At 64.3% G+C, this 16,698-nt stretch carries 14 protein-coding genes and 1 pseudogene; 8 read left to right on the top strand and 7 right to left on the bottom strand.

Translation table 11 applies throughout. The features are described from left to right. Positions 1-2: 2 nt before the first annotated feature. The 4 genes and pseudogenes from IVA88_RS03480 to IVA88_RS03465 form a co-directional block, all read right to left on the bottom strand. The gene (locus tag IVA88_RS03480; RefSeq protein ID WP_247495894.1) at positions 3-1,613 is read right to left on the bottom strand and encodes an acyl-CoA synthetase; all 1,611 of its coding nucleotides are present in this window, start codon (positions 1,611-1,613) and stop codon (positions 3-5) included. Between the two features lie 132 nt (positions 1,614-1,745). Continuing rightward, on the bottom strand, positions 1,746-2,888 hold the full coding sequence (locus IVA88_RS03475) for an epoxide hydrolase family protein (RefSeq protein WP_247495893.1): 1,143 nt from the start codon (positions 2,886-2,888) through the stop codon (positions 1,746-1,748). A gap of 65 nt (positions 2,889-2,953) precedes the next feature. After that, positions 2,954-3,409: a GatB/YqeY domain-containing protein gene (locus IVA88_RS03470; protein ID WP_247495892.1), complete on the bottom strand. Its 456-nt coding sequence runs from the start codon at positions 3,407-3,409 to the stop codon at positions 2,954-2,956. A gap of 33 nt (positions 3,410-3,442) precedes the next feature. Beyond that, positions 3,443-4,189: pseudogene (locus tag IVA88_RS03465) on the bottom strand (alpha/beta hydrolase); the annotation flags it as partial. 128 nt (positions 4,190-4,317) lie between these two features. On the opposite strand from IVA88_RS03465, the gene carA reads away from it, so the two are divergent. Both carA and IVA88_RS03455 read left to right on the top strand, forming a co-directional pair. Next, positions 4,318-5,508 carry a glutamine-hydrolyzing carbamoyl-phosphate synthase small subunit gene (gene carA, locus IVA88_RS03460; RefSeq protein WP_247495890.1) on the top strand — a complete coding sequence of 397 codons (1,191 nt, stop codon included), beginning with the start codon at positions 4,318-4,320 and terminating at the stop codon, positions 5,506-5,508. 164 nt (positions 5,509-5,672) lie between these two features. Beyond that, positions 5,673-6,194 (top strand): cupin domain-containing protein, encoded by a 522-nt coding sequence (locus IVA88_RS03455; protein ID WP_247495889.1) that lies wholly within the window; start codon positions 5,673-5,675, stop codon positions 6,192-6,194. A 124-nt stretch (positions 6,195-6,318) separates the two neighbouring features. Here IVA88_RS03455 and IVA88_RS03450 read toward each other — a convergent pair whose 3' ends face one another. Continuing rightward, positions 6,319-6,843, bottom strand: coding sequence for a DNA starvation/stationary phase protection protein (locus tag IVA88_RS03450; protein ID WP_247495888.1), 525 nt, complete (start codon positions 6,841-6,843; stop codon positions 6,319-6,321). Positions 6,844-6,953: 110 nt separating this feature from the next. Between IVA88_RS03450 and IVA88_RS03445 the strand changes: the two genes are divergently transcribed. Next, a complete protein-coding gene (locus IVA88_RS03445) occupies positions 6,954-7,655 on the top strand; it encodes a class I SAM-dependent methyltransferase (protein WP_247495887.1) in 702 nt (233 codons plus the stop codon). A 268-nt stretch (positions 7,656-7,923) separates the two neighbouring features. On the opposite strand, the gene IVA88_RS03440 is transcribed toward IVA88_RS03445, so the two are convergent. Beyond that, positions 7,924-8,295 carry a helix-turn-helix transcriptional regulator gene (locus IVA88_RS03440; protein ID WP_247495886.1) on the bottom strand — a complete coding sequence of 124 codons (372 nt, stop codon included), beginning with the start codon at positions 8,293-8,295 and terminating at the stop codon, positions 7,924-7,926. Positions 8,296-8,406: 111 nt separating this feature from the next. Between IVA88_RS03440 and IVA88_RS03435 the strand changes: the two genes are divergently transcribed. From IVA88_RS03435 to greA, 3 genes are all read left to right on the top strand, one after another. After that, entirely contained in the window at positions 8,407-9,588 is a 1,182-nt protein-coding gene (locus IVA88_RS03435) for an MFS transporter (protein ID WP_247495885.1), read from the top strand. Between the two features lie 143 nt (positions 9,589-9,731). Next, complete coding sequence (carB, locus tag IVA88_RS03430) at positions 9,732-13,196, top strand: carbamoyl-phosphate synthase large subunit (RefSeq protein ID WP_247495884.1); 3,465 nt, start codon at positions 9,732-9,734, stop codon at positions 13,194-13,196. A gap of 212 nt (positions 13,197-13,408) precedes the next feature. Beyond that, positions 13,409-13,882 carry a transcription elongation factor GreA gene (gene greA, locus IVA88_RS03425; protein WP_007596674.1) on the top strand — a complete coding sequence of 158 codons (474 nt, stop codon included), beginning with the start codon at positions 13,409-13,411 and terminating at the stop codon, positions 13,880-13,882. Positions 13,883-14,001: 119 nt separating this feature from the next. Here the strand turns inward: greA and IVA88_RS03420 are convergent, their stop codons facing one another. After that, entirely contained in the window at positions 14,002-14,481 is a 480-nt protein-coding gene (locus tag IVA88_RS03420; protein WP_007596676.1) for an Lrp/AsnC family transcriptional regulator, read from the bottom strand. Between the two features lie 265 nt (positions 14,482-14,746). Between IVA88_RS03420 and trxB the strand changes: the two genes are divergently transcribed. Next, entirely contained in the window at positions 14,747-15,712 is a 966-nt protein-coding gene (gene trxB, locus IVA88_RS03415; RefSeq protein ID WP_247495883.1) for a thioredoxin-disulfide reductase, read from the top strand. Positions 15,713-15,717: 5 nt separating this feature from the next. After that, positions 15,718-16,641, top strand: a complete 924-nt coding sequence (locus IVA88_RS03410) for a LysR family transcriptional regulator (protein ID WP_007614700.1) — start codon at positions 15,718-15,720, stop codon at positions 16,639-16,641. Positions 16,642-16,698: the final 57 nt, after the last annotated feature.

Below are 16,698 nucleotides of genomic sequence, written 5' to 3'. Positions count from 1 at the left end.
AGCTAACCCCTCGCCCGCAACTCGCGCCGCAGCACCTTTCCGGTGGCGGTCATGGGCAGTGTCTCCGCGAACTCCACGAACCGTGGGTATTCATGGGCGGCAAGCTGCACCTTGACGAACTCCTGGATCTCGCGCGCGAGTGCGTCGCTTGCGGCAAAGCCCGCGCGCAGCACGATCCAGGCCTTGATCGATTCGGTGCGGATCGGATCGGGGATGCCGACCACCGCCGCCATCGCCACCGCCGGATGCTTCATCAGCGTGTGCTCGATTTCGGACGGGCCGACGCGATAGCCGGCGGTGGTGATGACGTCGTCCTCGCGGCTGACATACCAGAAGTAACCGTCCTCATCCTGCACGCCGAGATCGCCGGTGAGCAGAAACTCGCCGGCATATTTCTTCGCCGTGGCATCCGGATTGCGCCAGTATTCGAGCATCGTGCACGGGCAGGGCTGGCGCACGCCGATGATGCCGCGTTGTCCCCGCGGTTGCTCCTCGCCTCTATCATTGACGATGCGAACGTCGAAACCCGGCGTTGCCTTGCCCATCGCGCCCGGGCGGATCGGAAACAGATTGGCGTTGCTGCCGATCACGAGATTGCACTCGGTCTGGCCGAACACCTCATGCGCGTCGATGCCGAAAGTCTCACGCACCCAGCCGAGCAGCTCGCCGCCAAGGGACTCACCGCCGGTAAAGATGCTGCGCAGCTTGACGCCGGAATGCGTCACGCCGGCCTGCCGCATCAGCTTCAGCGCGGTCGGCGGCAGGAAGACGTTGCGGATGCCGAGATCGGCCATCATCTGCATCGCCGCCTGCGGCTCGAATTTTCGCGCGCGGTGGCCGACCAGGGGAATGCCGTGATACCAGAACGCGAACAGGCCGTTGACGAGGCCGCCGATCCAGGCCCAGTCCGCCGGCGTCCACATGAGATCGCCGGGGCGCGGCAGAAAGTTGTGGCACATCTCGACATTGGGGAGATGACCGAGCACGACGCGATGCGCATGCAGCGCGCCCTTCGGATTGCCTGTCGTGCCCGAGGTGTAGATGATCAGCGCGGGATCGTCCGCAGACGTGTCCACCAGCGCGAAGTCGGGCGATGCAGCGTTGACCGAATCCCAGAACGATGTCGTGCCCGCCGGCGTTCGTTCGCCAACGATATAGACATTCTTCAGCTCCGGCAGGCGGTCGCGAATCTTCGAAAGCTTCTCCCAGCCGCCCTCGTCGGTGACGATCGCCCTGGCCTCCGAGTTCGACAGGCGGAATTCCAGCGCGTCCTCGCCGAACAGCGCGAACAGCGGAATGGAGATCATCGCCGAACGGAACGCCGCCATGTGCGCGATCGGCAGCTCCAGCGACTGCGACAGGAACACCGCAACGCGGTCGCCGCGAGCAAGTCCATCCGCCTTCAGCACATTGGCGAAGCGGCACGACATCTCCGCAACCTCGTCGAAGGATGTGCGCGTGATGGCGCCGTTCTCGTCGACATAGACCAGCGCGGGCCGGCCGGTGCCGTCGGCGTGGCGATCGCAGCAGGCTTCCGCCATGTTGAAGCGCGCCGGGATGTCCCAGCGGAAATTGCGGTAGAGTTCGTCGTAGGTCTTGGCTTCGGTGAGCATGGTCGTTTCCCGGCAGCGTCGTCGTGGCCGGGCTTGTCCCGGCCATCCACGTTCTTGTTGCCTGGCGGTCACTTTAAGGACGTGGATGCCCGGGACAAGCCCGGGCATGACGATGCGGAGGCGTCCCGCCCCTTAACGGCGCACCGTCCGGAAGAACTTCCTGACGTCACCGACATACAGCTCCGGCTGCTCGAATGCGGCGAAATGGCCGCCCTTCTCCATCTCGCTCCAATGCGTGATGTTGTGGAGGTTCGGCTCCATCCAGCGCCGCACCGGCGTGATGATCTCCTTGGGGAAGACAGCGACGCCCGTCGGCACCTTCACGACCGGTGTCGTCCGACGCTTGCCGAAACTTTCCCAATAGAGCCGCGCCGAAGAGGTCGCCGTCTCAGTCGTCCAGTAGAGCATGACGTTGTCGAGCAGCTCGTCCTTGGTGAAGATGTTTTCGGGATGGCCGTTGCAATCGGTCCAGGCCCAGAATTTTTCCAGGATCCAGGCCGCCTGCCCGCTCGGCGAATCCGTCAGGCCGTAGCCGAGTGTCTGCGGCCGCGTCGACTGCTGCTTCGAATAGCCGGAGTCGAGGTCGACGTAATGCTTGAGGCCGGCGAGCGCGCGCTTCTCTTCCGGCGTCGGTTCGCCCTCGACTTTAGGCGCTGCGTTGAAGGCGAGGGTGATGTGGATACCGGCGCAATGCTCGCCGTCCTGCATGCCGAGCGAAGTCGTCACCGCCGAGCCCCAGTCGCCGCCCTGCGCGCCATACCTGATGTAACCGAGCCGGTCCATCAGCTTCGCCCAGGTCGCGGCGATGCGATCGACGCCCCAGCCGGTGGTCTTCGGCTTGCCGGAGAACCCAAAGCCCGGCAGCGACGGACACACAACGTGGAAGGCATCGGCAGGATTGCCGCCATGCGCGGCGGGATCGACCAGCGGCGCGATCACCTTCTGGAATTCGACGATCGAGCCGGGCCAGCCATGGGTGATGATCAACGGCAGCGCCGACGGCTCCTTCGAGCGCACATGCTGGAAGTGGATGTCGAGTCCGTCGATCTCGGTGGTGAACTGCTCGAAGCGATTGAGCTTGGCCTCGCGCGCGCGCCAGTCGTAGCCATCAGCCCAATAGCTGCAGATCTCCTGAATCCATGTCAGCGGTGCACCCTGGCTCCAGTCGTCGACCAGCTCCGCCTCCGGCCAGCGCGTGCGGGCAAGGCGCGATTTGAGATCGGCGAGGATGTCCTCGCTGATGGCGATGCGAAACGGCTTGACGGCGCCGGTCATCAGTTGCCTCCCGAGTTTCTCCCGTCAGTCCGGGATTGTGCTTACGCGCGGCCCGGAATGACGGCTCAGCCCGTCAGCGCGGCCTTCACCAGACCGCTGGCCTTGCCGAAATCCATCTGGCCGGCGTACTTCGTCTTCAACACGGCGATCACCTTGCCCATGTCCTTCATGCCGGCGGCGCCGGTCTCGTCGATCGCGTCCGAGATCGCCTGCTTGACGTCGTCGTCCGACATCTGCTTCGGCAGATAGGCCGAGATCACCGCGATCTCCTCGCGCTCCTGCGCGGCGAGCTCGGCACGGCCGCCCTTCTCGTAAAGCTCGACCGATTCCTGGCGCTGCTTGATCATCTTCTGAAACACGCCGAGCAGGTCCGCGTCCGAGAGCGGCGGCTTGCCGCTGCCGCGTGCCTCGATGTCGGCGTTCTTGATCGTCGAGTTGACCATGCGCAGCGTGGACAGCTTGCGCTCGTTCTTGGCCTTCATGGCCTCCTTGACCGCATTGTTGATGTCGTCGCGCAGCATGATCGTGCTCCCCTCAAATATCCGACGCCTGATCTAGGCCGTTCGCGGCCCTGAAACAACCGGGGTTTCCAGCCATTCGACCAGCGCCCGCACCGTTGCCTCGGGCTGCTCCGGCTGCGGCAGATGTCCGCAATTCGCCAGGACCACGAGCTTCGCGCCGGCAATGCCCTCCGCCATCTCCTTCGAGAATGCGTTGGGGATGGTGTTGTCCTGGTCGCCCGTCAGCACCAGCGTCGGGCATTTGATGGTCGCAAGCGTCGGCCGTGAATCTGCCCGCGCGATGATCGCGGCCTGCTGGCGCAGATAGCCTTCGACGCCGACATCCTCGCCCTGCTCATGGACGAGCTGGCGAATGCCGGAATCGTCGCGACGCGAGGGATGCACCAGTTCGGGAAACATTTCGTCGCGCGCGGCACGCAGCTCGCCGCGCCTGGCCCGCTCCATCAGACCGCGGCGGCGCGCGGTCGCCTCCTCCGTGTCGGGCCGCGCCTGGGTGTTGACCAGCGCGAGCTTGGCCACCCGCTCGGGCGCCTGGCGCATGATCTCGAGCGCGATGTAACCGCCCATGGAATGGCCGGCGAGCGCGAAGCGCGGCGGCGCCTCGCTCAGCACCCGCCGGGCGATCGCTGCCATGCTGTCGTCGCGAATATGGTTGGCGACCATCACGGGGCCGAACCGCCACAGCGCCGGGATGACCGGCGCATAGATCCGGGCGGAGGACGCAAGTCCCGGAACCAGCACAAGCGGGGTCGTCTGGTCCATTATTGCCTCCCAAGCCCCGGAACTTGCCGGAAATTATGCCGCGGAGCTTAGGGGCCCAAGCAGACCTGTCAAATATGCAAAAACGCATGTGAATCGGCGCATCTCCGCTTTGACGGCGGCGTCTGCGAAGACTATGAACCGGGCTCATGACACAACATGACAACGATCCTGCCTGGCCGGACCACAAACCGACCGCGCTGTTGGTGCTTGCCGACGGCACGGTGCTCGAAGGCTTTGGCCTCGGCGCCGAAGGCCAAGCCGTCGGCGAGGTCTGCTTCAACACCGCGATGACCGGCTATGAGGAGATCCTCACCGATCCCTCCTATGCCGGCCAGCTCATCACCTTCACGTTCCCGCATATCGGCAATGTCGGCACCAACGACGACGACATCGAGACGGTGAACATGGCCGCGACGCCCGGCGCGCGCGGCGTGATCCTGCGCACCGCGATCACCGATCCCTCGAACTACCGCGCCGCCAAGCATCTCGACCAATGGCTGAAGGCACGCGGCATCATCGGCCTCTCCGGCATCGACACCCGCGCGCTGACCGCGCTGATCCGCAGCAAGGGCATGCCCAACGCCGTGATCGCGCACGCCAGGGATGGCGAGTTCGACCTGCACGGCCTGAAGGAAGAAGCGCGCGAATGGCCCGGACTCGAAGGCATGGACCTGGTGCCGATGGTCACCTCGGGCCAGCGCTTCACCTGGGACGAGACGCCCTGGCTCTGGGACAAGGGCTTTGGCCGCCAGGATCAGCCTGAGTTCAACGTGGTGGCCATCGACTACGGCATCAAGCGCAACATCTTGCGCCTGCTCGCCGGCGTCGGCTGCAAGGTGACCGTGGTGCCGGCAACGACGTCATCCGAGGACATCCTGGCGATGAAGCCGGACGGCGTGTTCCTGTCGAACGGTCCCGGCGATCCGGCCGCGACCGGCAAATATGCCGTGCCTGTGATTCAGGACGTGATCAAATCGGGCACCCCGACGTTCGGCATTTGTCTCGGCCATCAGATGCTTGGCCTCGCCGTTGGCGCCAAGACGAAGAAGATGCACCAGGGCCATCACGGCGCCAACCACCCCGTGAAAGACGAGACCACTGGCAAGGTCGAGATCACCTCGATGAACCACGGCTTTGCCGTGGACGAGAGCACCCTGCCGGCGGGCGCGACGCAGACCCACGTCTCGCTGTTCGACGGCTCCAATTGCGGCATCCAGCTCGAGGGCAAGCCGGTGTTCTCCGTGCAATACCACCCCGAGGCCTCACCGGGTCCGCGCGACTCGCACTATCTCTTCCAGCGTTTTGCGGACCTGATGCGGCAGAAGAAGAGCGCGTAAAGCGAGCTCTCCTGCAACTGCTGTCACGACATCGAGCCCGGGCCTTCTCCCGGGCTTTGTCGTTCCGGGGCGCGCGCAGCGCGAACCCGGAATGACAGCGGAACGAGGAACGCCGCCTCACGCCCCTTGTTAACTCCTGCTACGTTCACGCAGGAGCCCGTGCCATGTCCGTCGTCCGCGACAATCCCGAGCCGCTCGCCATCGTCTTCGAGGATGATGGGCTCGTGCCGAACAACATCCTCCCCTTCCTGGTCTACCAGGGTGCGATCAGGCTCGACCGCGATCACCCGGAAGAGACCATTGAAAACCGGTTCGAAGCGAACGGCTGGGGCGGGACGTGGCGCAATGGCGTCTTCGACTATCTGCACTATCACGCGACAGTGCATGAGGTGCTCGGCGTTGCGCGCGGGAGTGCGCGGGTCCGCTTCGGCGGCGACCACGGCCAGGAGCTGGAGATCAAGGCCGGCGACGTCGCGATTCTCCCTGCCGGCACCGGGCATCAATGCATCAAGGCGAGCGAGGATTTCTGCGTCATCGGCGCCTATCCGCCGGGTGCGAAGATGGAGATCACCCGGGCAACGGCGGAGAACCACGCGAAGGCACTGAAGACGATTCCAAGCGTCGCGCTGCCACCGGCCGATCCCGTGACGGGCAAGGATGGGGCGTTGATGCGATTGTGGCGGTAGTCATAACGACGTGCCGTAGGGCGGGCAAAGCGAAGCGTGCCCACCAATGATCCGCTGACGACAGGCAAATGGTGGGCACGGCGCGCGAAGAGCGCGCCTTGGCCCACTCTACGTCAGCGTGCCCCTACGCTTCGTTGCCGCCTTCCTGTCTTGTGGCTTCGAACAGGAACCAGGTGCGGCGCTCGGTCTCGTCGATGAAGTTCTCGAGGATGCTGGCACTGGCGATATCGTTGGCGTCGTCACAGACCTCGTGCGCCTTGCGCATGGCCGCGGCGACATGCTTGTTGTCCTGCATCAGCTCGCGCAACATCTCGCGCGGCGGGACGTAGTCGTCGTTGTTGTCCTTGATGGTCTGCAGCTTGGCGACCTGGCCGATCGACTTCAGCGTGGTACCGCCGATCTTGCGGACACGTTCGGCGAGCTGGTCGGTGGTGGCGAAGATCTGGTCGGACTGCTCATCGAGCAGCAGATGATAGTCGCGGAAATGCCGGCCGCTGATGTGCCAATGGAAATTCTTGGTCTTCAGGTACAGCGCGAACGCATCAGCCAGAAGCACGTTGAGTGCCTCCGAAACCTTGTTGACCGCCTGGGACGACAGATCAGTGGGGGTGTCGAGGTCGGGCGAGACCTTGGTAGGGGCTTTGCTCACGGGAAACCTTCCTGTTAGGACGCAGACATTGACGGCGCGCCGCCGCAGCCCTAACGCAGGCGAGACGTGCCGGTTCCTGTCGCGGAACCGTCCGGGCCCTCGGATTACCCATGGACGATTGGATCGATTATTACGACTCGACGCACACGATCTATGTCAGCAAGCTGCATCGCGACTTGCACTTTCAGATCATCGCGCGGGACATCATCGGCTACATCTCCTCGCCCGAGGCGACCGTGCTCGACTATGCCTGCGGCGAGGCGCTGTCGGCGAGCCAGGTCGCGGCTGCCTGCGGCAAGCTGATCCTCGCCGAGCCTGCGCCCGGCGTTCGCGGCCGGTTGATCGCGCGGTTTGCTCCGAACACGAAAATCCGCGTCCGCTCGCTCGATGACGTCCGCAAGATGCAGGAGCAGTCGATCGATCTCGTCGTGATGAACTCGGTCGCGCAATACATGACGCCGGACGAGCTCGATGCCGCGCTCCTCAACTTCCGCCGTATCCTGAAACCCTCCGGCAAGCTGGCGCTCGGCGACATCCTCCAGCCCAATGTCGGCATGTTCAGGGACGTCACGGCGCTGCTCAGCTTTGCCCTGCGTCACGGCTTTTTGAAAGACGCACTGATCGGGCTGATCAGTACTGCGCTGTCGGATTACCGTCATCTGCGCACGCGCATCGGGCTGCAGCGCTACCGTGAGGAGGAGATCACCGCCAAGCTCAAGGCAGCCGGCTTCGCCGTCCAACGTGCTCACCGCAACATCGGCCACAATCGCTGGCGCATGACCTTCATCGCGCGGCCGCCGTTGGTTCGCTAAGCTTGTCGAGTTCGTTAAGCATAACGTCTGCCTAATGTGGCTTGTCGCACTCCGATCGGCAATGATCGCCGCGGCCCGGTGGCGGAAGTGTCTACGCGAGAGCGGTGCATCGCTCTTTATCCTGGTTCAAATCCAGGCCGGGTCTCCACGCTTCGCCCCTCGCGGGGCTACGCGTGGCGCAGCCACACAAGATCCGCAGGGACGAAGCGTGTCCGGCGGAGCTGGAGCGGAGCGAAAGCGGACGGGATCTCTCCCTAGCTCGTCAGTCTCAATTCGCGTCGACCACTTCACATTCGGGCAAGAGCTGAAGCCGATCGGCGTCCTTCGCTGCGGAGGTAATGACTGCATCGAGCAGGCCAGGAAAGCGCGCGTCCAGATCTTCGCGGCGCAGCCGCATGAAGCGGTTGGTGCCCGCCACGCGGGTCTGCATCAGGCCGCATTCGCGTAGCTTGGCGAAGTGATAGGCGAGATTCGACTTGCCGCTGAGCGCGTTGAAGTCGCCGCAGCATAGTTCGCTACTGACACGTTCCTGCTGGGCGAGTTGGTACACGATCGCCAATCTGATCGGATCGCTCAGGCAATCCAGAACCGTCGGCAGCTCGATCTGCTCGCGGCTGGGGTGGGGAGGCGTGCGGCTCATGGTCGACCATCATAGTGAAATAGCATCGATGTTCAATAGTTCTTGAACCAATTGACTCCTGAACCGGCCCGATTGATAGTTCAATAAACGTTGAACATAGGGACTTCTCCAATGAGCGTGTTCTGGTTGGCCCTGGCGGCCTTTGCGATCGGCACGGAGGGCTTTGTCATTGCAGGGCTTTTGCCGGCGATCGCAACCGACCTGTCGATCTCCGTCTCCGCCGCCGGCCAGTTGGTCACGGCCTACGCCCTCACCTACGCGGTCGGCTCCCCGATCCTGGCAGTGACGCTGAACAACATCGACCGCCGCACCGTGCTGGCCCTGGCCCTGTCGACCTTCATCGCCGGAAACCTCGCGGCAATGGTGGCGTCCAATTACGCCCTGCTGCTGGCTTCGCGCATGCTGATGGCGCTGGGCTCCGGGCTGTGCATGCCGACCGCGCTCGCGGTGTCCGTGGCCGTCGCCGCGCCGGAGCGGCGCGGCCGTGCGGTGGCGCTGGTCACGTCGGGACTCACGGTTGCGACCGTCGTCGGCGTTCCCCTCGGCAATCTCGTCGGCAGCCTGCTCGGCTGGCGGGCGACTTTTGCCATGGTCGCCCTGATCGGCGCCGTCGCGCTCGCCGGCCTCCTGCTCGGCCTGCCCCGCGGCCTGCCCCGCGGCCTGCCGCGCAACGCGGCCTCGCTCAGCGAGCGGTTGGCAGTGGCGCGTCACCGCAATGTCCTGATCGCACTTCTGATCACGACCCTATGGGCGCTCGGCGGCTTCACCGTGTTCACCTATTTCGCCGTCCCGCTGCGCGGCCTTGGATTCGACGCCTCGCAAATCAGCCTTGCGCTGCTGGTGTTTGGCGGCGCGGCCGCGATCGGCAACATGCTCGGCGGCGTCCTCGCCGACCGGCTCGGCACGCTCGCCACCGCAGGCCTCGGGCTCGCGGGCATGGCGAGCGCGCTGATACTGCATTCGCTCGTCCTGAAGCTGATGCCGGGGCAGGCGCATTATGCGGTGCTGGGCGCGATCTTCCTTTGGGGCATCTCGGGCTGGGCGTTCTATCCGGCCCAGGTCGCCAGCATCATTCGGATCGACCCGCAGGCCTCGATGGTCGCGCTCTCACTCAACGCCTCGGCCATGTATCTCGGCTTTGCGATCGGCGGAGCCCTGGGCGGCGCCGTGCTTGTGGCGTGGAGCCCGGCCGATCTCGGCTGGGTCGGCGGATTGAGCGTTTCGGCAGCTCTTCTGGTGCATCTCGCCCGGGGCTGGCAGGCCCGGCCAAAACCGGTCAAAATTGCCGGTTGATGGGCGTTTTTCGGGGTTTCGCCGCCCCGAAAACTGGTCTAAGACCCACCCGCGCGCGAGGGGGACCACCGCGCTCTCGGCCAAAGGGACGCGCAGCAGGCGCGCCCTTTTTTTGTGCCCAAATTCCACTTCGGCGAGAGTTGATGCCCAAACGTACAGACATCACCACCATCCTGATCATCGGCGCCGGTCCCATCGTGATCGGCCAGGCCTGCGAGTTCGACTATTCCGGCACCCAAGCGGTGAAGACGCTGAAGGAAGAGGGCTATCGCATCGTCCTCGTCAATTCCAACCCAGCCACCATCATGACCGACCCGGAATTGGCCGATGCGACCTATATCGAGCCGATCACGCCCGAGATCGTTGCAAAGATCATCGAGAAGGAACGTCACGTCATCCCCGGCGGCTTCGCGCTCCTGCCGACCATGGGCGGACAGACCGCGCTGAACTGCGCCCTTTCGCTGCGCCAGCAAGGCACGCTCGAAAAGTTTGACGTCGAGATGATCGGCGCCACCGCGGACGCGATCGACAAGGCCGAGGACCGCCAGCTGTTCCGCGAGGCGATGACCAAGATCGGGCTTGAGACGCCGAAGTCGCGGCTCGCCAACGCCTCCGCACTGAAGAAGTCCTTCCGCGACAAGTATCAGGCCGAACGCGCGAAGGCATCGGGCGCGGCGCTCGCAGAGCTCGAGCGGCAGTGGACGCTCGGCGAAAGCGACCGCCGCAAGCGCTATCAGGAATATGCGCTCGGCCAGGCGCTGATGGCGCTGTCCGAGATCGGCCTGCCCGCGATCATCCGCCCGTCCTTCACCATGGGCGGCACCGGCGGCGGCATTGCCTACAACAAGGAAGAATTCCTCGATATCATCGAGCGCGGCCTGGATGCGTCTCCCACCAACGAAGTGCTGATCGAAGAATCCGTGCTCGGCTGGAAAGAGTACGAGATGGAGGTGGTGCGCGACAAGAAGGATAATTGCATCATCGTCTGCTCCATCGAGAACCTCGATCCGATGGGCGTGCACACCGGCGATTCCATCACGGTGGCGCCGGCGCTGACGCTGACCGACAAGGAATACCAGATCATGCGCGACGCCTCGCTGGCGGTGCTGCGCGAGATCGGCGTCGAGACGGGCGGCTCCAACGTGCAGTTCGGCGTCAATCCCGAAGACGGCCGCATGGTCGTCATCGAGATGAATCCGCGCGTGTCGCGCTCGTCCGCCCTGGCTTCGAAAGCCACCGGTTTTCCGATCGCCAAGGTCGCCGCCAAGCTCGCGGTCGGCTACACGCTTGACGAGATCGCCAACGATATCACCGGCGGCGCCACGCCGGCCTCGTTCGAGCCAACCATCGACTATGTCGTCACCAAGGTGCCGCGTTTCGCCTTCGAGAAATTCCCCGGCGCCTCCACCACGCTGACCACGTCGATGAAGTCGGTCGGCGAAGTCATGGCGATCGGCCGCACCTTCCAGGAAAGCCTTCAGAAGGCCTTGCGCGGGCTCGAGACCGGCCTCACTGGCCTCGACGAGATCGAGATCGAAGGTCTGGGCCAGCACGACGACAAGAATGCGATCCGCGCCGCGCTCGGCACGCCGACACCGAACCGGCTGCTCCAGGTCGCCCAGGCGATGCGGCTCGGCTGGTCGGACGAGGAGATCTTCAATTCCTGCAAGATCGATCCGTGGTTCCTCAGCGAGATGCGCGGCATCGTCGACATGGAAGCGAAGGTCCGCAAGAACGGCCTGCCGGGCAACGCGTTCGGCATGCGCACGCTCAAGGCCATGGGCTTCTCCGATGCCCGGCTTGCGGTGATCGCGGAGACTACGGAGGCGGAGGTCACGGCGAAGCGCCACGCGCTCGGCGTTCGCCCGGTCTACAAGCGCATCGACACCTGCGCGGCCGAGTTCGCTTCGCCCACCGCTTACATGTACTCGACCTATGAGGCGCCGTTCGCTGGCACGCCTGCGGACGAGAGCTCGCCGTCCGACAAGAAGAAGGTCATCATCCTCGGCGGCGGACCCAACCGTATCGGCCAGGGCATCGAGTTCGACTATTGCTGCTGCCACGCCTGCTTCGCGCTGCACGACGCCGGCTACGAATCCATCATGGTCAACTGCAACCCGGAGACGGTGTCGACTGATTACGACACTGCCGATCGGCTCTATTTCGAGCCGCTCACCGCCGAGGACGTGCTGGAGATCATCGCGAAGGAACGCACGAACGGCACGCTGCACGGCGTGATCGTGCAGTTCGGCGGCCAGACCCCGCTCAAGCTCGCGCGCGCGCTGGAAGCCGCCGAAGTGCCGATCCTCGGCACCTCGCCCGACGCCATCGACCTTGCGGAAGACCGCGACCGCTTCAAGCGGGTGCTCGACAAGCTGCGGCTGAAGCAGCCCAAGAACGGCATCGCCTATTCCGTCGAGCAAGCGCGCCTGGTCGCGACCGATCTCGGCCTGCCGCTGGTGGTGCGCCCCTCCTACGTGCTCGGCGGCCGCGCGATGCAGATCATCCGCGAGGACAACCAGCTCAGCGATTACCTGCTCGGCACGCTGCCGGAGCTGGTGCCAGGGGACGTCAAGGCGCGCTACCCGAACGACAAGACCGGCCAGATCAACACCGTACTCGGCAAGAACCCGCTGCTGTTCGACCGCTATCTGTCCGATGCGACCGAGATCGACGTCGACTGTCTCTGCGACGGCAAGGACACCTTCATCGTCGGCATCATGGAGCACATCGAGGAGGCCGGCATCCATTCCGGCGACAGCGCCTGCTCGCTGCCGCCGCACTCGCTGGATGACAAGATGATCGCGGAGCTGGAGCGGCAGACCCGTGAGCTCGCGCTCGGCCTCGACGTCGTCGGCCTGATGAATGTGCAATACGCCATCAAGGACGGCGAGATCTACGTGCTCGAAGTCAATCCGCGCGCCTCGCGCACAGTGCCCTTCGTCGCCAAGGTGGTCGGCACGCCGGTCGCGAAGATTGCCGCGCGCGTCATGGCCGGCGAGAAGCTTGCCGATTTCAAGCTGAAGAAGGCTGACTTCAAGCATGTCGGCGTGAAGGAATCGGTGTTTCCGTTCGCCCGTTTCCCCGGCGTCGATACCGTGCTCGGCCCCGAGATGCGCTCGACCGGCGAGGTCATGGGCATCGACCGCTCCTTCGCGGTGGCGTTCGCCAAGAGCCAGCTCGGCGGCGGCACGCGGGTGCCGCGCAAGGGCACGGTGTTCGTCTCGGTTCGCGAGAGCGACAAGACGCGCATCACCGAGGCCGTTCGCGAGCTGCATTCGCTCGGCTTTAAGGTGCTGGCGACATCGGGCACGGCCCGCTTCCTGACCGACCAGGGCATCCCGACCGAGAGGGTGAACAAGGTGCTGGAGGGGCGGCCGCACATCGTCGACGCCATTACCAATGGCGACGTCCAGCTCGTCTTCAACACCACCGAAGGCCCGCAGGCGCTCGCCGACAGCCGTTCGTTGCGGCGCGCGGCGCTCTTGCATAAAGTGCCGTATTACACCACTCTTTCCGGGGCCGTGGCGGCCGCGCAGGGCATCCGCGCCTATCTGGGCGGGGACCTTGAGGTTCGGACCCTGCAGAGCTACTTTTCGGAAACCTGATCGCGAGCGGAAGGCCCAACCTTCCGCTAAGTGATTGGCGATCAAGCCACAATGGCCGGAGGAACTGTCCGGCCATATGGTTGTTCTGTTCCGGCGCCAAGCCCATATGAACGTCCGGCGGCGAGCGCGTTGAGCCTCCGGATAGACTGGCGAATCAAGTTGCGTGCGCGCTGACGTTTCGGGGCGCGCGCGACCGAAGGACGAGAGAAGAGATGGAAAAGGTACCGATGACAGCGGGCGGCTTTGCCGCGCTCGGGGAAGAACTGAAGAAGCGCCAGTCGGAGGACCGTCCGCGGATCATCGAGCATATCGCCGAGGCGCGCTCGCACGGCGACCTGTCGGAGAACGCGGAATACCACGCCGCGAAGGAAGAGCAGTCCCACAACGAAGGCCGCATCGCCGAGCTCGAGGACAAGCTGGCGCGCGCCGACATCATCGACATCTCGAAGCTGTCCGGCGACACCATCAAGTTCGGCGCCACCGTGACACTGGTCGACGAGGACACCGAAAAGAAGACGGTGTGGCAGATCGTCGGCGAGGTCGAGGCCGACGCCAAGAAGGGCCGCATCTCCATCACCTCGCCGCTCGCGCGCGCGCTGATCGGCAAGAAGAAGGGTTCAACCGTCGAGGTCAACGCACCCGGCGGCGCGAAGGCTTATGAGATCACCAAGGTGGAGTGGCGCTAGCGATTTTCTGCAGCGTGTGATTTGAAAAAGGCCGCGCACTGCGCGGCCTTTTTTGTATCTGCGTGTTGCTGGGAATGCGAATGGGCTCTTACCCTCCCCTCGCAATGATGGAGGAGACGCTACCTTCTTCCCCGCACGTCCAGCGGCACGGCCGCCTCATATTTCGAGTTATGCAGCACCAGCGAGGTCCGCACGTTGCGGACGTGCGGGGCGGCGGTCAAATGGGTGACGAAATCCTGGAAGGTGGCCATGTCGGGTGCGACGCATTTCAGGATGAAATCGACTTCGCCCGAGAGCATCCAGCACTCGCGCACCAGCGGCTCGGCGCGGACGAATTCCTCGAAAGCGCGCAAATCCGCCTCGGCCTGGCTGGAGAGGTGCACTGCGGCAAACACGGTGACGTCGAAGCCGAGCTTTCGCGCGTCCAGAAGCCCGCGATAGCCGTGGATATACCCCTCCTCCTCCAGCGCCCGGACGCGGCGCAGGCAGGGCGGAGGCGAAATGCCGACGCGCTTGGCGAGCTCGACATTCGTGATTCGACCGTCGGCCTGAATCTCGGTGAGAATTTTCAGGTCGATCTCGTCTAGGTTCCGCGACACGTGATTGGAACTCCTGGCCCTAACGGCGGTATTGATGAGTGTTTCGCAATCCTCATAACCCAGACCGCACGACCAGCGCAATTTTATTGCGCGTGCAGCGCAATCGACTTTTGTTCCCTGTTGGAAAAATCCGCCGACAGGGAATGCAATTCTTGCATAGCTCACCAGAAGGCTTAGATTACCTCTGATATTTCAGCGTCTCCGCGAGGCCTCCCGGCACGTTCCGCGCCCGCGCTGCAATCCCCCGTGAAAGGCATCTGTCGAAATGTCCGCCGCTGTCCATGCAAAGGTCGTCATCATCGGCTCCGGCCCCGCCGGTTACACGGCGGCGATCTACGCCGCGCGCGCGATGCTCGAGCCGATCCTGATTCAGGGCATCCAGCCCGGCGGCCAGCTCACCATCACGACCGACGTCGAAAACTATCCGGGCTTCGCCGACGTGATCCAGGGCCCCTGGCTGATGGAGCAGATGGAGAAGCAGGCGCTGCATGTGGGCACTCAGATCAAGACCGATCTGGTGACGAAGCTCGATACCACGCAGCGGCCCTTTCGCCTGACCTGCGATAGCGGTGACGTCTATCTCGCCGACACCGTCATTCTCGCCACAGGCGCCCAGGCGCGCTGGCTCGGGCTGCCCTCCGAGGCGAAGTTCCAGGGCGGCGGCGTGTCGGCCTGCGCCACCTGTGACGGCTTCTTCTACCGCAACAAGGAAGTCGTGGTGGTCGGCGGCGGCAATACCGCGGTCGAGGAAGCCCTGTACCTCACCAACCATGCCTCGCAGGTCACCATCGTGCATCGTCGCGATCACTTTCGCGCCGAGCGCATCCTGCAGGAGCGTCTGTTCAAGCACCCGAAGATCAAGGTGATCTGGGACTCAGCCGTGGACGAGATCTGCGGCACCGAGAACCCGAACAAGGTCACCCACGTCCGGCTCAAGAACGTCAAGACTGGCGCGCTCACGGACGTGAAGACCGACGGTGTCTTCATCGCCATCGGCCACGCCCCGGCAACCGAGCTCGTGGCCGGGCAGATCAAGCTGAAGCCGTCAGGCTATGTCGAAGTCGCCCCGAACTCGACCGCCACCTCGGTGCCCGGCCTGTTCGCCGCCGGCGACGTCGCCGACGAGACCTATCGTCAAGCAGTCACGGCGGCCGGCCTTGGCTGCATGGCAGCGCTCGAGGCCGAACGTTTCTTGGCCCTGCGCGCCAGCGAGCGCGCGGCAGCGGAATAAACATCATGGCACGAACACGCGACGGATTTACCGACATGGACTGGGACAAGCTGAAGGTGTTTCACGCGGCGGCGGAAGCGGGCAGCTTCACGCATGCGGGCGAGCAGCTCGGCCTCTCGCAATCGGCAGTGTCACGCCAGGTCTCGGCGCTGGAGCAGGAGCTCTCGGTCTCGCTGTTCCACCGCCACGCCCGCGGCCTCATCCTCACCGAACAGGGCGACCTCCTGTTCCGCACCGCGCATGACGTGTTCATGCAGCTGCAGGCAGCGCGCGCGAAACTGACCGACAGCCGCGAGCGGCCAAGCGGCGATCTCAAGATCACCACCACGCCCGGCGTCGGCATCAACTGGCTGATCCCGCGGCTCGGCGAATTCACCGCGCTCTATCCGGAAATCCGGATCTCGCTGATCGTCACTGACGAGGAGCTTGACCTGTCGATGCGCGAGGCCGACGTCGCGATCCGCACCCGCAAGCCGACGCAGCCGGATCTGATCCAGCGCAAGCTGTTCGCGATGGGCTTCCACGCCTATTGCTCGCCTGATTACATCAAGCGCTTCGGCACGCCGCGTACGCTGGAGGAGCTCGACTCCCACCGCATCATCACGCTCTCCGACGGCAACTTCGCGCCGCATCTTCAGAACCGCAACTGGCTGGTCGAAGCGGGGCGCAACGGCTCGGGTCCGCGCGAGGCCTATTTCAGGGTCAACAACATTCTCGGCCTCGTCCGCGCCTGTCAGCAGGGCCTCGGCATCGCGGCGCTGCCGGACTATCTGATCGAAGAACAGAGCCGCCTCGTGCAGCTGTTCGGCGAATCGGATTCGATCCAGCTCGATACGTATTTTGTCTATCCGGAAGAGCTGAAGACGGTCGCGCGCGTGCAAGTGTTCCGCGACTTCGTGGTGAGCAAGGCGCAGCGCTGGCCGTCCTGATTTCCGCATGTCTGACATGCGGCTTGGACGGTTGATGCATGGCGCGAGGCTAGCCCA

It is taken from the genome of Bradyrhizobium sp. 149, from assembly GCF_023073915.1.
Classification (GTDB): domain Bacteria; phylum Pseudomonadota; class Alphaproteobacteria; order Rhizobiales; family Xanthobacteraceae; genus Bradyrhizobium.
Note: the sequence above shows the minus strand (reverse complement) of the source record. Positions and strands in the feature narration are given on the sequence as shown.